The organism is uncultured Mailhella sp. (genome assembly GCF_905187505.1).
Taxonomy (GTDB): Bacteria; Desulfobacterota; Desulfovibrionia; order Desulfovibrionales; family Desulfovibrionaceae; genus Mailhella.
Genome location: NZ_CAJJIC010000046.1, coordinates 1 through 15143 on the forward strand (window position 1 = coordinate 1; position 15143 = coordinate 15143).

Sequence of the window (15143 nt, forward strand, 5' to 3'; positions counted from 1 at the left end):
GGGACAGGGGGTCGTGCCCGTGCCGGTTTCACCTATGCAGAGACCGCGGACAACGGGATCAAGATCGGGAGTCTTTTCTCCCGGCCTTGTCGGCATGAGCCTCATCCTGCAGGAACCGGTGTTCATGCCCGCCACGGTGCGGCCGTCCACCTTGCCCGTCACTTCCACCTGCACGATGTCGCCGTCCTGCGGCCGCCCCTCGGTCACGGGAACCCTTCTGGCCGCACGACCGAGAATGTCGCGAATGAACAGCGACTCCTGCACGGGGTCCGCCTGCGGTTCCTCTTCGTTTATCCGGATGGATTCCAGATCAGGCAGCTCACGGTCCTCAAGGACGCAGAACTCCACGCTGAACCGGAACTCTTCTCCCCGTCTGGCGTTTTCCCCTTCGTACGTGAGCCCGGCAACGGGAACGAGCGCCTCCCTGGAAAGCGCCTCATCAATCCCGGAGCTCACGAGCGCGTCCGTAGCGGCCTCGGAAATCTGCTGAAAAAAACGCTTCTCCAGAATCTCCAGAGGAGCCTTCCCCGGACGAAAGCCGGCCATGCGGAATGACGCGCCGAACGGCAAGGCCGCCTTTTTCCACGCCGCAAGCACCTGCTGAGGCGAAAAGACCATCGTCAGGCGACGCAGTCCCCCGTCTTTCCTGTCCAACTGATATTCCATAATCGAACCTGAATCATCATTTAATGGTTGTGAATGCCCCGGCCGCAGAATCGTGTCTTTTTCACAGGCACAAGAACGGCAGAACGCCGGACGCTCAGACGAGAGCCTGTCCGTCGGCATGCTCCGGGCGGCCCATGACAAGCTCCCTATGCCCCGTCCTTTCCTCCACGCGCTCCTGAAGCACGACCAGACCTCTCCTGCGATAAAACGACACGGCCCGCTCATTTTCCTTGTATACGCTGAGCGTCAGCTCCGGATGCATCCGGCCCGCAATGCGGAACATCCTGCTTCCGAGCCCTTTTCCCTGCGCGCGGGGAGCGACGAAGAGTGCGGCAAGATACGTGTCGACAAAGGCCAGAAAGGCATCGATTCTTCCGGTCTCATCGTCTGTATGCACCACGATTTCATCACTCATGGGAAGATAAAGCGTACGCATGTCCTCAACCGCGGCTTCCCAATACGAACGGGGAATGAACCCGTGCGCCTCCAGGGATGCTTCAAACCATACGCGAACCACCTCTTCCGCGTCATCGTTGCAAAAAGGACGTATCATGCAGCCTCCGCGCCGATATTGTAACATAACAGCGGGAATGGCAAGATGCCGTCTTACCTGCTTGCACTTGCTCCGCGCTCATGTCATTCTGCCCTCGAAAAACGAAAGACGGACGACGTCCGCCCCTTTCAGGATCGTTCTGCCGTGCTCCGGCCCGTTCTCCGCTTCGGACCGCTGGACGACAAGGCAGCGTGCGGGATTTCCTTTCCGCTTCTGCGGACGGAATTTCTGCAGGCGGCTCCGGCCGCTTTATTAAAAGAATCATGTTTTCCAACAACGCTCTCAAGAGGTGCATTCATGCATATCGCTGCTTCCGGGGCTGCGGCCCTCATTCTCGCACTTTCCTGTTCCGTCATGCCCGCGCTTGCCATGCCGGGCGCCGGGGACGGCATGACCGTCCGTCCCTCCGATCCTGCGGAACGCTTCGATCAGATGGACACGAACCACGACAAAAGTCTCTCATGGGAAGAACTTTCCGCCGCAAGACCTAACCTCAGCCGCAACGCCTTCGACATCATAGACACGAGCCGCGACGGGACCATCAGTCTCGATGAATGGAAGGCGTTTTCCGCCGGACACGGGGGCTCCATGAGCATGCCCGACATGAGCGAAATGATGAAGGCCATGCGCGGCGCCGGCGACGGTGGAAAGGTCATGCCGTCAGAAGGCGGCATGCCGCTCATCATGCCCCCCTCGAAAAACGACGCCGTCGCTCCCGCGCCCGAAAAATCCGTGAAAAGCGGCTCGGGAATGCTGCTCATCACTCCTCCAGCGGAGGCGAAGTAACATGAAGGATGCCTCCATTCTGGTTCATGCCGGGCGCGCCCCTCTGCGTGTCGGCGGTCCCGTCAACATGCCTGTGCATCGTGCCTCCACCATTGTTTCTCCCACGCTGGAGGAATTCGACGCCAACGAAGCCGGAGATGCCAAATTCCGCAACGTCTGCTACGGAGCTCTCGGCACGGAAAACGCCTTTGCCCTGTGCGACGCCGTGAACCGCCTGGAACAGGGCGCGGGAGCCATGGTGACGAGCTCCGGCCTTTCCGCATGCACGCAGTCGCTTCTCGCCTTCGTGGGCGCGGGCGATCATGTGCTCATGCCCGACAGCGTCTATGGTCCGCAGAGAATGTTCTGTGAAACCATCCTTCGCCGCTTCGGCGTGGAAACGACATTCTACGACCCGCGCATCGGCGCAGACATGGACATTCTCATCAAGGCGAACACGAGAGTCGTCTATACGGAGGCTCCGGGCTCCCTCACCTTTGAAATGCAGGACATTCCCGCCATAGTGAAGGCAGCCCATGCGCACGGCGCCATCGTCATCATGGACAACACCTGGGCCGGCCCCCTCTACTTCAAGCCGCTCACTGTCGGCGTGGACATCTGCGTGGAAGCCGCCACCAAGTTCATCGCCGGTCATTCCGATCTTGTCATGGGCATCATCATCGCCCGCACGGACGAACTCTACCGGCGCATGCGCTCCTTCTGCGTGCAGATGGGAGAAATCGCCTCCCCCGACGACTGCTACATGGCCCTTCGCGGTCTGCGAACCATGAAGGTCCGCATGCAGACGCAGTTTGCTCAGGCCCTCACGCTTGCACGCTGGCTGCAAGACCGCCCCGAGGTCATGCAGGTGCTCTATCCGCCGCTTGAAGGAGACCCGGGTCACGAACTGTGGGCCCGCGACTTTTCGGGTGGCGGCTCGCTCTTCTCCATCGTCCTGCCGAAAACGGAGAAAAAGGCCGTGGCGGCCATGCTCAACGGCTACAGGATGTTCAGCATAGGCGCAAGCTGGGGCGGATACGACAGCCTCGTGGAGCACTGTCATCCGCAGCGCACGGCTCTCAACCGCGTATCTCCCGTATGGAACGACGACAACTGCACGCTCGTGCGCTATGCCGTAGGTCTTGAAGACGTGGACGATCTCAAGGCCGATCTGGAAGAAGGATTTGCCCGTCTGAATGCCGCGCGTTCCTGAAGAACGCGGTGAGGTCCCCGCTTGTACGGAAGCGGAACGGCCGGAACAAAAACGGCGAAAACCCTTTTCCTTCCATTGACAAAATCAAGAACCGTTCCTATTTTTACCGAAACCACTTTTCTGGAGATTTACATGATCAATCTTTCCGACGCTGCCCGTCAGGAGCTTGAGGCTTTCTTCGCCGACAAGCCCAGAACCGGCATCCGCATCTACCTGGCCCCCGGCGGCTGAAGCGGTCCTCGTCTTGCTCTGGCTCTGGACGAGCCTAACGACAATGATCAGGCCTTCGAAGTCAACGGATTCACGTTCTGTCTGGAAAAATCGCTGCTGGAACGCATCGGCGGCGTAAAAATCGACGTAAGCTACATGGGCTTCATCGTCGAACCTGAACTTCCGCTTCAGGGCGGGAGCAGCTGCGCTTCCTGCGGCAGCTCCTGCGGCAGTCACTAAACAAGAGTCCGCTTCGAGGTTCAGGGAAGGTCGACCTTCCCCATATACCCACCCTTACCCAACGGAGCATCCCTGTGTTTACTCTTACCGAAAGCGCCCGCACCGAACTTGACGCCTTCTTCGCCGACAAGGAAAAATCTGCCATTCGTCTGTATCTCGCCCCCGGCGGATGCAGCGGCCCCCGCATCGGTCTTGCCCTTGATGAACCCAACGAGCAGGACTTCGTCGCCGAACAGGACGGTTATACCTTCTGTGCGACGAAGGAACTGTGGGCCACCATCGGTGGAGCCACCGTCGACGCGAGCCCCATGGGCTTCCTCGTCACGCCTGAAATCCCCCTGCCCAACATGGGCGGCGGATGCGGCTGCTCCAGCTGCGGTACCGGCACCTGTGGCGGCGGCTGCCACCACTAAACCTCTTCAGCGGTTTTCGGAAGCCGCCGATCCGGCTTTTCTCTTCTCTCTTTGCCTGCGGGAAAAGTCCTGAAACGAAACGCCGTCATCTGACGCATCACGCCGACTTCTTCAGCGTGACGCCGACAAACGGACTTCCGAAATCATATCAAGGCCGCCGTGCTTCCGGGCATGGCGGCCTTTTCATTGCAGCGGCGGTCTGTTGCCGCCCGTGCCTCCGCCGCGTCCGCACGCGGCCCTCGTTTTCCGCACCGGCGGCCAGACGCCGCACTCCGCCGGAGCGCTCCTTTTTCCACGTCACGGCCGCACAAGGAGAAGATCATGTTCGCGTTCTGGAAAATGACTCCGGGGGGAAACCCCACCATCCTTTTGAAAGCCGAGGACATCCCTCCTGCCCAACGGGCCATGGTGGCCAACTCCGTCATGAGCGACCAGCACATCGGCGCGGAGCAGACCGGCTATGTCCGTCTTGACGGCATGCCGAGGCTGGACATGATGGGCGGCGAATTCTGCCTCAACGCCACGCGCTGCTTTGCTGTGATTCTTGCGGAACAGGGCCTCCTGACCCGAGAAGGAAACACCCTTGCCGGACGCGTGGAGGTATCCGGCGTTCCGGACACGGTGGCCGTGCGCGTTGTTCCCCGCAAAAACGATCTGCCCTTTGCCGAAGCCTGCCTGCACTTTTCCGTCCTTCCCGAACCGGAAAACTTCCCCGGAAACATCTCGCTGGTGCGCGTCCCCGGCATAGCCCACATCATTCAGACCGGACAGGTCCCGGCCGCCGGGGCACTGCCTTCTTTCTGCTCGCATCAGCGTCTGATCTGTTCCGTCGCCGAAGAAGAAGCCGTGGGCCATCTCTGGCTGACGTGCGGGACTCTCTCGCCGGATGGCCAGCAGGCCGAGCTTCATCCCGTCGTATGGGTCCGGGACACGGGCTCTCTGTGCAGCGAAAGCGCCTGCGGCTCCGGTACGCTTGCCTCGGCCATTCTTCTCCATGCCAGAACCGGGGCAGAACGCTTCCGCATCGTGCAGCCCAGCGGGTGCGCACTCTCTGTGCGTCTGGAGCACTCCGGCGACGGCTGGGACGTATGGGTAGGAGGTCCGGTACGCATGACCGCCCGGGGAGAAACCGATCTCACGGGAATTCTTTAATGTCCGTCCCGGACGCCTGCGGACAAATCCGACGGCCGACAACTGCCCGGGACTCTGTCCCCACGCACGGGACGAGCCTTCCCTCGAAGAGCTCCCCGGTGCCGCAGGTTGAACCTTTTTCCGCCGGAGAACGCGCGACGACTTCCGACGAGATCGCCGTTCACACTTTGTAACAGTTGCGATCCCTGTTTTCCCTTGCCAACTTCGGCAGGATGATTAGAGTTAACACCATAGTGTTCAAGACTTCATCCTGACGAGGGTTTCTTCATGAACTGCCCCAACTGCCACGCCAGCATTCCCGATGACAGCAAGTCCTGCCCCAGCTGCGGGCAACCCATCATCCACGTTCGAGACGTCGTGGACGCCGAGCTTGTGGATCACCCGCACGCCGAAGAACCCCGCGGAGGCTTCCATCAGCGCGTCGTCTTCATGCAGTCAAACGGCAGCCAGCTTCTTCCTTCCTGCCAGATGGGCATCATCACCCTGGCGCTGGCCTTTGCCATGGGACTCAAATTCGGTCTTCTGGCCTGCATAGGCTTTCTGGTCTTTTCCGGCATAGCCCGGGTCATCACCTTTGCCGTGAACATACAGCTCGCCATGATGGGGCGCACCATCAGTCCCCTTGTGCTGCAGATCTTCTCCTGGTTCTGCTGCTGGTCTCTGGTCGCCTGGCTGGCTTCCTGACGACGTTCCGAAAGACTCCCCTCCCCCCCCGCTCCGACCTCCACGCTCGTCGTGAGGCTTTTCCTTCACTCCGTGCACCTCGTGAACGCCGGTAAAATTTCCCGAATCGTTTCAGGCCGCGTCCCTCCCCTTATGAGGCGCGGCCTCCCTTTTTCCTGCCCGGCGGCCGTCTTTTCTTTCCTCCGATCTTCTGCTATCTGCCTTTCCATGAATAACCATCCTTCCCCCCTCGCTTCTCCCGGCGACGCCGAGGTGCTTTTTCTTGATCTCGACGGAACGCTTACCGATCCTTCAACAGGCATTACCCGCGCCGTCATGTACGCGCTGGAACGCTTCGGCATCCATGAGGAAGATCCGGCAAAGCTCTACCCCTTCATCGGGCCGCCGCTCTACGACTCCTTCATGCGCTGCTACGGCTTCGATCTTCCCACGGCCTACAAGGCCATAGAATACTTTCAGGAATACTATTCCCGGCAGGGCATGTACGAAAACGTGCCCTACTCCGGCATCCGGGAACTCCTGTACGCATGGCAGAGCGAAGGGCGAAAGCTCGTGCTCGCCACGTCCAAGCCGGAAGTGTTTGCCGTGCGCATTCTGGAACGCTTCGGCATGGCCGACGCCTTCACGCTCATGGCAGGTGGAGACGTTGCCGAAACCCGCGTGGAAAAAAAAATGGTCATCGACTACGCCATGAACCGGCTCGGACTTGAAGACTCCCGGGGCTGCCTCATGATCGGCGACAGAAAGTTCGACGTTCTCGGGGCGGCCGAACACGGCATACCGACACTCGGCGTTCTCTACGGCTTCGGCAGCAAAGAAGAACTTTCACAGGCAGGTGCCTCCTGGCTGGCCGAAGACGTAAGCGAACTCGGCCGACTGCTCTCCGCTCCTCAAGCCTGAAAACCATGTCCCCCTCCTTGCCGCATCCCGGATGCATTCCGGTCCTCTCCCGGACGGCAGGAGCGAAATGCAGCCGTTCACCCTTAAAATGCCGAAGGACGACGGTCCCCGGAAGGGGGATCGCCGTCCTTTTTTTGCGGGCGTATGGCCTTGAATTTACTTTTCGATGGTTTCCATGGTGAGATGGGTGTTGGTGAACACGCAGATGTCGGCCGCAATGGCCATGGATTCCTTCACTATTTCTGCAGGCGACATGGACGTGTGACGAAGCAGCGCCCGCGCGGCGGAAAGTGCGTAGGGACCGCCGGAACCGATGGCGGCCACGCCGTCGTCCGGCTCCACCACGTCGCCCGTGCCGGTGAGAATGAGCGTTCTGTCGGCATCGGCCACCAGAAGCAGCGCTTCGAGCTTGCGCAGAAACTTGTCCTGTCTCCAGTCCTTGGCCATTTCCACGGCGGCGCGCAAAAGATTGCCGCCCGACTCTTCCAGCTTGGCTTCAAAACGTTCAAACAGCGTAAAGGCATCCGCCGTGGCTCCGGCAAAACCGGCCACGACCTGACCGCGGTAAAGACGCCGCACCTTTCTGGCCGTATGCTTCATGACCATGCTCTGTCCCATGGTCACCTGTCCGTCGCCGCCGATGGCTACGCCATGTTCATTACGTACGGCAAGAATGGTCGTTCCTCTCAATTCCATCGCTATCTCCTGCCCTATCGGGCTTCTTTCATGATTTTGGCGCGTTCCGCAGCCTTTTTCTCATAATCTTTGACGGCGTTCTTTTCCTGCGGGCTGCGGGCCGCGCTCTTCGCCTTTTCCAGCCAGTTGTCCGCCTTGCGCTGATCATTGACATAAAGCGACGCGTAGGCAAGGTGCAGATAGCCCTCGCTCAGCCTGTTGACCGCACCGAGGGAACGCCCGTAATAGGTGTGCACCTCACTGTCCTCCGGCACATAGCGCAGCACTTCACGATAGCGCTGCTGAGCTCCGGCCCTGTCTCCCGAGTCGTCGAGAATGCGGGCATAGAAGAAAAGCCCGTAGAAATCGCCGGGGTACAGGCGAAGCGCCTTTTCAAGGTACCGGCGGGCACGATTGATGTCTCCGCCCTTGGTGTACTCAAAGATTCCGGCCTCACGCAGAATGAGCGCATCATCGGGAGCAAGTCTGAGCGCGGACTGAAAAAAGCTCTCCGCATCTCTGATGCGGTTCTGCCTCGCCGCAAGCATGCCCCTGCCCATGAGGCTGACAGCATCCTTGTCCCCGCCTCCGGCAAAAATCTGCTCCGCATGGGCGGCATCGCCGTGCCTCGCCCAGAGCAGCGCCTTCACGCGGAGGAATCGCGCATCATCCTCCTTGCGATTTCTGAGTTCCGCGGGCATGGTCTGAATGTCGGCCCGCAGCCTGGAAAGACGGACATCCAGATCCGGGTGCGTGGAAAGGTAGGTGGGGACGGCGGAAGAACCGCCCCAGTCCTGAGACTTCAGCACCTCGAACGCTCCGCCCAGCCCCTGAGGATTGTACCCGGCGTTCACCAGATACCGGAGTCCGAAGCGGTCGGCATCGTCTTCATCAAGGCGGCTGTAGTTCAGCATGGCAGAAGAACCCGCGGCCATGCTTCCCATCATGGCCGCGCCCCCGGCGTTTCCGCCTCCGGAAAGACCGGCGGCCACACCTGCCACCACACCGAGAAGCGACGCCAGAGAAATGACTCTGCCGCGCTCCAGGCGTCCGGCAATGTGCCGCTGCGTGACGTGGGCTATTTCGTGGGAAAGCACTCCGGCGAGCTCGGATTCGTGATTCAGGTGCATGATGAGCCCGGAAAACACGAATACGAAGCCGCCGGGAGCGGCAAAGGCATTCAACGAGTTGTGCAGAACGACGTTGGCCGGGAACTTGTACGGCTGCGGAGGAAGCGTTTTTACAATGCGGTCCACAACGCCCTGCACGTAATCGTGCACCACCGGATCTTCGATGATGGGCATGGTAGACTTGACCAGGACTTCAAATTCCCGGCCCATCTTCATTTCGTCCTGAAGCGTAAAGTCCCCGAAGAGCGCCGCCTCTGCCTGCACGGGCGAAAAAAGCATGCCGACCATGCACACTGCGGCCATCACGGAACGTAGTCGCATCACAGTTTTCCCGGCCTTCCGGCCTGTCAGGCGATATCCCACACCGCGCCCGAGGGCGTATCGCGCACTTCTATGCCCATGGCCTCAAGCGCGTCACGGGTCGCGTCGGACCTGGCAAAATCCTTGGCGGCGCGGGCTTCGGCGCGTTCCGCCATGAGTTCCATCACCTTGTTCACGTCAATGCCGGCACGCTTTGCACGGGTATCGCGCAGCTCTTCCAGAAATTCCGAAGGTTCCCTGCCGAAAACGCCGAGAACTTCGGACCACACGCCGGCAAGAGCCGTGAAGCGCGCCAGAAGATCCCGTATGCCTTCCTTGTTGCGCAGGCCCTTGTCTTCAAGAATGCGGTTCATGAGACGAATCATGCCGAAAACATGGCCGAGCGCGCCGGCCGTGTTCAGATCATCGTCCATGGCCTCGAAAAAGCCTTTTTCCAACATGTCGAACTCATCCAGCACCGAGGCCGGAGTCTCGCCCTTTTTCCAGGACTCGCGAAGAGAGGCGACATGCGTGTCACGCAGGCATTCATACACGCGCTTGAGCGCGCGTTCCGCCTCATCCAGCCCTTCAAAGCTGAAATCTATGGGGCTGCGATAATGCTTGCCCAGCAGGAAGAACCTCAGCGTTTCCGGCTGACGATGTTCCAGAATGTCGCGAATCGTCTTGAAGTTGTTCAGGGACTTGGACATTTTTTCGGAGTTGATCTGCACAAAGCCGTTGTGCACCCAGAACCGGGCAAGCTCCTTGCCCGTCGAGGCCTCGCTCTGAGCTATTTCGTTCTCATGGTGGGGAAAGATGAGATCCTGACCGCCGCCGTGAATGTCGAGCGGCAGGTCGAGATTCTTCTTGCTCATGGCGGAGCATTCCAGATGCCAGCCGGGACGCCCCTTTCCCCACGGGCTTTCCCAGAAGGGTTCGCCGGGCTTGGCGGCCTTCCAGAGGGCGAAATCCAGAGGATCTTCCTTCTCTTCTCCTATGGCGATGCGCGCACCGGACCGCAGATCGTCCACGTCTCTGCCGGACAGCTTGCCGTATCCGGGGAAGGAGCGGACGCGGAAGTACACGTCGCCGGACGGAACGGGGTAGGCGTGTCCCCCGTCGATGAGCGTCTGAATCAGCGTCTGCATCTCGCCTATGTATTCCGTGGCCCGGGGCTCGATGTCGGCCCGGCGGACATTGAGGCGATCCATGTCCTCATGGAAGGCGGCTATGTAGGTTTCGGCAATTTCCGTGCAGGTCTTGCCCTCGCGGTTGGCACGGGCAATGATCTTGTCGTCCACGTCGGTGAAGTTGCGGACAAAGGTCACGTCGTAGCCGAGATGCCGCAGATAGCGGTTCAGCACATCGAACACCACCGCGGAGCGGGCATGGCCGATGTGACTGAGATCATAGGCCGTGATGCCGCAGGCGTACATGCCGACCTTGCCGGCGTGACGAGGCTCGAAATTTTCCTTGCGGCGAGTCATGGTATTATACAACTGCATGGGTCTTCTCCCGTGTTGCGCTCTTGTGATGACGTGCCCGGCATTGAGCCCTGGGCGCGGATGCCGACCTTTCATCCCAGGAGAAAAGGCCGTACCTGTATTAAATAAATCTTCATCCGGTCCCGTCCAGAGCAGCGACGGGGCCGGATGAACAAAAAGAACATTTTTCTTCCGGCCGCGAACAGACGCGCTCTTTTCCCGGTCGAAGACACTTCCCGGCATGTGCCGGAAGAAGAAAGCTCGTTTTCCGCCTTTCAAGCGTCCGCATTCTCTGCCGATCATATCGGAAGGGCCGTGCGTTCGCTCCGAGAACTTCTCTTCAGAACGCGGTCCGCCGGACGCGGCGAAAAAACGGATGGAAGCGCTCAGCACTTCCATCCGCAGGATTACTTCGACGCCCGTTCAATGCGCTTCAGGCTTTCCTCCCTGCCGAGTCCGACCATGACGTCGTGCACGGAAGGACCGCCCGCAAGGCCGGTAAGCGCGGAACGCAGAGGCGGGCCGACCTGCTTGAACTTGAGTCCGCCCTTCTCCACGTATTCATGCAGAAGCTTGTCCAGCGCCTCGCCGTTGAACTCAGGCATGGCGGCGATCATGTCATGAAGCACGGTAAGCTGATGCTTGCCGTCCTCGTTCAGAGCCTTCATGGCCTTCTCTTCAATGACCAGCTCTTCGGCAGGCTTGAAGTAGATGGTGAGCGCCTGGGCCAGCGCCGCAAGGTCGGAGGCGCGCTCGATATACATGGGAAGCAGAGGCTCGATTTTTTCCACGGGTTCGTCGTATCCCAGCTTTTCAAGGAACGGACGCACCATGGCGGCAAGCTGAGGGAGCGGCGTGTTGCGCAGGTAATGGGCGTTGAGCCACTTCAGCTTTTCGGGGTCGAAAGCCGCAGGAGAGCTGTTCAGATTGTTGCCGTCGAAAAGCTCCACCAGTTCCTTGAGCGAAAAGATTTCCTGATCGCCGTGCGACCAGCCCAGACGAACCAGGTAGTTCACCAGAGCCTGAGGCAGCAGCCCGTCCTGCTCGTACTCGATGACGGCGCGGGCTCCGTGGCGCTTGGAGAGCTTCTGATGGTCGGGACCGCAGATCATGGGCACATGACCGAAGGTAGGCACGTCGAAACCGAGGGCATGATACAGAAGAATCTGCTTGGGCGTGTTGGAAACATGGTCGTCGCCGCGCAGAACGTGCGTGACGCCCATGTCGTGGTCGTCGACCACCACGGCAAGGTTGTAGGTGGGCATGCCGTCGGTACGACGCAGCACCATGTCGTCAAGCTCGGAGACATCCACGGAAATGGTGCCCTTCACCATGTCGTTGAACACGATGCGCCCCTCGTCCGGCACGCGCAGACGCACGACCCTGCCGGGTCCGGCCGTCAGACCGCGGTCGCGGCACTTGCCGTTGTAGCGGGGCTTTTCGCCTCTGGCGCGGGCCACTTCACGCATGGCTTCCACTTCTTCGGGAGTGCAGTCGCACCAGTAGGCGTGGCCGGTCTCCAGAAGTCTGTCGATATGGGCGTTGTAAATGTCAAGACGCTTGCTCTGATAGGTCAGGTCGCCGTCCCAGTCCAACCCGAGCCACTTCATGGAAGCAAGGATGGAATCGGTATATTCCTGTCTGGAACGCGTAGCGTCGGTATCCTCAATGCGCAGGCGGAACTCGCCGCCGTAATGGCGGGCAAGAAGCCAGCAGAAAATGGCGGTCCGGCCGCCGCCGATATGCAGATGACCGGTGGGGCTGGGAGCAAATCTCGTAACGACTTTCATGATGCTCATCCGAATAATCAGAAGGTTATGTAAAAGGAAGCGAAACCAAAGGGACTATCGCCGCTTCCGTTGGCGGCCATGATACTACTCCGCATCCGAAGCTATGACAAGCCGACTTTTTTTCAGAAACCCCACGGGGTTGTAGGTTTCCTTGGCCTGGCGAAGCCCGGGCTCGTCCATGTCCTGTTCCCTGTTTATGAGGGAAACGTCCTGTGCGGAGTGACTTACAAATGCCTGATTGATGGCCTGATAGACCCCTTTGAGCTCCGCCTGAACCTTTTCAAAATGCACGACCATCATGTCGCCCACCTTCTCGCCCACGGCAAAGGCACCTATCTTGTCTTCCACGTACAGCGCCCCTCCGACCAGTCCGGGCAACCGGTCCCAGTTGCCGACCACGCGAAAAATGGCCTCGTTTTCCGCCTGAAGCGACGGACTGTTTTCACAGTCCCGCCATTTGCACCATTCTTCCTGAAGACGAAGCACGTGCTCGATGCCGTCGGGGTTGGCGACGTCGCCGAGGGCACGGTAGTCCTCGCCGTAGCGGCGGCGATAGCCGTTGACGTGCGTCTTCTTCTTGTGAAACTTCGCGCCGGGCAGTTCGGCAAGCTCATTTCTGTCGTACAGGTACTCCCACTGACCGCGGTCATTCTCGGCCGTCACACGACTGCCGAGCGCCTCGGTGAGCAGAGCCGTCAGAACCTCAGGCACGCGAAAAAGCTCCACGCCCCCGCGAATTTCAGGCTGAGCAGCCCAGTCCGCGGCATTCCAGTCGCCCACGGGGGCCCAGTAGCGAACCTCTGGTCTGGTCTGACAGATCCAGCACAGACCGTCGCGGAAGGACAGTCCCAGTCCGAAATGCTCCGCCCAGCCCCAGAGATTGGTAAAGGTCAGATCGGCCGTGGGCTGCGGCGTGCGTTCAAAGAGACGATGATAGTCGTCATACAGATCGAGAGTCACCGGGACATAGCCGGAAGGAAGGTTCATGCCTTCTCCTTGTGTTTGGAATGGGAAAGATGTGCGTTCAGAGAAAAGCGCGTCCAGTCCTTGCGGAAAAACACCCACACCATGGCCGAAGTCTGTACGGCCATGGACAGGAACATGGCCATGTACACGCCATAGGCGTCATGGAACACGACATGGGAAAGCCCCCATCCGAAAGGCAGCCGGATGAGCCATATGCCGGCAGTGTTGACCACAAGAGGATACACGGTGGCGCCCGCGCCGTTCATCACGCCGTGCAGGACCATGCCCGACACGGTGAAGGGAACCACCAGGACATTGAAGAAAAGATAGTTGATGATCTGCGATTTCACGCCCGGAGCCGAGGAAAAGAATCCGGCGAGATCGGGAATGAAGGGCCACATGCATGCCGCCACGGAACTCATGGACACGCCGGAAATCACGAACAGCACGATGCCCACGCGTTTCGCCCCGGCCTTGTCGCCCGCCCCGAGCGCATTGCCGACCAGAATGGAAGCCGTCACCATGAAGGCGTTGGCCGGCATGTAGAGCAGGGATTCTATGCGGTTGCCCGCGGTAAGTCCGGCAAGCGCCTCCACGCCGTCCGGCAGCGAGGCGGTGATGCCGTACATGACGAGATATCCCAGATGCCAGAGCATGCTGTTGCCGCAGGCCGGAAGCGCCACGCGAAAAAGATACGGCGCGCCGGTCCGAAGCCAGCGCACGGGAGGCAGCGCACGGTGAACGACAAGGCCGCCGCGCTTCAGAAAAATCAGCGTCAGCACGGCCGCAAGCGTATTGGCGCTGAAGGTGGCCCAGGCTATGCCCGCCATGCCGAAGGCCGGAAATCCGAGCCAGCCGAGGCCGAAGCACAAATCGCCGAACACGTTGAGAAGACAGGTCGCCACGGCCACGATGAGCGGCGCCATGACCTGTCTTGCCGCCCGGAACAGCGTTCCGCCCACCTGCATGACGTAAAAGGAAGGCAGCCCCGCAAGCATGACTCCCACCATGTATTCCGTCACCGGCATGAGCTCTTCCGGCGTCTGCAGAAGCGACAGCACGGGGCGGCGCAAGAAGCCCGTCAGCAGCGCAAGCAGCACGGCGACCGCCACGCAGCTGCAGAGCACGAGCCCCACATAATTCTGCGCACGCCTCATATGCCCGGCCCCCATGGACTGGCTTACCGCCGCCATGCCCCCCGCTCCGAGCGCCCAGCCGAACACCATGAGAAAAACCTGAAGCTGAAAGGCAAGTCCCACGGCGGCCTGCACGTCGGAAGAAATGCGTCCGGCGGCCCATATGTCGGTAAGATTGACGACGATGCTGCAAAGAAGCATCATCATCTGCGGCCAGACAAGCCCCCAGATGGTGCCAAACGGCACATCACGCAGCCATTCGCCGGAACGGATGACGGAACAAATACGTAACAAAGCAGACATGGGCAGAAGATAACGCAATTATCTGCGCTGGCAAGAGGGTTGCAACAAGGCACGGCAGACGCCATGCAGACGCCGAGACATTTTCCTTCCGTCGGCCGCCCCTGTGTCTTTCCACGGGCGGACGTGCGGTCGACAGCAACAGAGAGCACCTGACGCGCGCCGTCCCGGCAGCATGAGCCCGCAGCCTTTCGCGCCCCACGACACGCGCCCGTCCGGGAAATCCCGACCAGTCGGGCCCGCCGAAACACCACGCTCCATCAAAAAGCAAAGGCAGCCTTCAGGCAAGCCGGAGGAAAAGGCCTTCAAGAAAAACGGCGCAAAACATTGCGGAGTTTTCCGACTGCCGCACCAACCGACGATATTCCACGGAAGTTCCGCGCTGCGGACGGCAGAGAAAGCAACGTCTTTCCGTTCACGGCGCGGCAGGGCATGCACGGCGGAAGACGCCGTCGTGAAAAAAGGCCCTGCTCTCCATCGTCCAAAAGACAGGTGCGGAAGCCTCCGCAAGACAAGTCAGGACCGCCCCTTCAAGGGGCGGTTTGATTTGACCCTATAAGGGTCTG

At 60.1% G+C, this 15143-nt stretch carries 15 protein-coding genes; 7 read left to right on the forward strand and 8 right to left on the reverse strand.

Annotated features, from left to right (window positions below; translation table 11 throughout):
- On the reverse strand, positions 1 to 666 hold a 666-nt coding region (locus QZZ60_RS06020), incomplete at its 3' end, for a trigger factor (RefSeq protein WP_295639231.1).
- Positions 667 to 760: 94 nt separating this feature from the next.
- On the reverse strand, positions 761 to 1219 hold the full coding sequence (locus QZZ60_RS06025; RefSeq protein ID WP_295639234.1) for a GNAT family N-acetyltransferase: 459 nt from the start codon (positions 1217 to 1219) through the stop codon (positions 761 to 763).
- A gap of 297 nt (positions 1220 to 1516) precedes the next feature.
- On the opposite strand from QZZ60_RS06025, the gene QZZ60_RS06030 reads away from it, so the two are divergent.
- The 7 genes from QZZ60_RS06030 (at position 1517) to QZZ60_RS06060 (ending at position 6796) form a co-directional block, all read left to right on the forward strand.
- Entirely contained in the window at positions 1517 to 2005 is a 489-nt protein-coding gene (locus QZZ60_RS06030) for an EF-hand domain-containing protein (protein WP_295639237.1), read from the forward strand.
- A 1-nt stretch (position 2006) separates the two neighbouring features.
- The gene (gene metC, locus QZZ60_RS06035) at positions 2007 to 3197 is read left to right on the forward strand and encodes a cystathionine beta-lyase (protein ID WP_295639239.1); all 1191 of its coding nucleotides are present in this window, start codon (positions 2007 to 2009) and stop codon (positions 3195 to 3197) included.
- A gap of 132 nt (positions 3198 to 3329) precedes the next feature.
- Positions 3330 to 3647, forward strand: a complete 318-nt coding sequence (locus QZZ60_RS06040) for an IscA/HesB family protein (RefSeq protein ID WP_295639242.1) — start codon at positions 3330 to 3332, stop codon at positions 3645 to 3647.
- 74 nt (positions 3648 to 3721) lie between these two features.
- Positions 3722 to 4060 (forward strand): IscA/HesB family protein, encoded by a 339-nt coding sequence (locus tag QZZ60_RS06045; protein ID WP_294446148.1) that lies wholly within the window; start codon positions 3722 to 3724, stop codon positions 4058 to 4060.
- A gap of 321 nt (positions 4061 to 4381) precedes the next feature.
- Positions 4382 to 5212 (forward strand): hypothetical protein, encoded by an 831-nt coding sequence (locus QZZ60_RS06050; RefSeq protein ID WP_295639246.1) that lies wholly within the window; start codon positions 4382 to 4384, stop codon positions 5210 to 5212.
- Between the two features lie 267 nt (positions 5213 to 5479).
- Complete coding sequence (locus tag QZZ60_RS06055) at positions 5480 to 5896, forward strand: zinc ribbon domain-containing protein (protein ID WP_295639249.1); 417 nt, start codon at positions 5480 to 5482, stop codon at positions 5894 to 5896.
- 207 nt (positions 5897 to 6103) lie between these two features.
- Positions 6104 to 6796 (forward strand): HAD hydrolase-like protein, encoded by a 693-nt coding sequence (locus QZZ60_RS06060; RefSeq protein WP_295639251.1) that lies wholly within the window; start codon positions 6104 to 6106, stop codon positions 6794 to 6796.
- A gap of 156 nt (positions 6797 to 6952) precedes the next feature.
- Here QZZ60_RS06060 and hslV read toward each other — a convergent pair whose 3' ends face one another.
- From hslV to QZZ60_RS06090, 6 genes are all read right to left on the reverse strand, one after another.
- On the reverse strand, positions 6953 to 7492 hold the full coding sequence (gene hslV, locus QZZ60_RS06065; protein ID WP_295639256.1) for an ATP-dependent protease subunit HslV: 540 nt from the start codon (positions 7490 to 7492) through the stop codon (positions 6953 to 6955).
- Positions 7493 to 7506: 14 nt separating this feature from the next.
- The gene (locus tag QZZ60_RS06070) at positions 7507 to 8922 is read right to left on the reverse strand and encodes a M48 family metallopeptidase (RefSeq protein WP_295639259.1); all 1416 of its coding nucleotides are present in this window, start codon (positions 8920 to 8922) and stop codon (positions 7507 to 7509) included.
- Between the two features lie 26 nt (positions 8923 to 8948).
- Positions 8949 to 10406 carry a cysteine--tRNA ligase gene (cysS, locus tag QZZ60_RS06075; RefSeq protein ID WP_295639262.1) on the reverse strand — a complete coding sequence of 486 codons (1458 nt, stop codon included), beginning with the start codon at positions 10404 to 10406 and terminating at the stop codon, positions 8949 to 8951.
- 386 nt (positions 10407 to 10792) lie between these two features.
- The gene (gene gltX / locus QZZ60_RS06080; RefSeq protein WP_295639270.1) at positions 10793 to 12178 is read right to left on the reverse strand and encodes a glutamate--tRNA ligase; all 1386 of its coding nucleotides are present in this window, start codon (positions 12176 to 12178) and stop codon (positions 10793 to 10795) included.
- Positions 12179 to 12259: 81 nt separating this feature from the next.
- Entirely contained in the window at positions 12260 to 13162 is a 903-nt protein-coding gene (locus QZZ60_RS06085) for a phosphatidylglycerol lysyltransferase domain-containing protein (protein WP_295639265.1), read from the reverse strand.
- Positions 13159 to 14523, reverse strand: a complete 1365-nt coding sequence (locus tag QZZ60_RS06090) for an MATE family efflux transporter (protein ID WP_295639267.1) — start codon at positions 14521 to 14523, stop codon at positions 13159 to 13161. Before QZZ60_RS06090 ends, QZZ60_RS06085 begins: the two co-directional genes overlap by 4 nt.
- Positions 14524 to 15143: the final 620 nt, after the last annotated feature.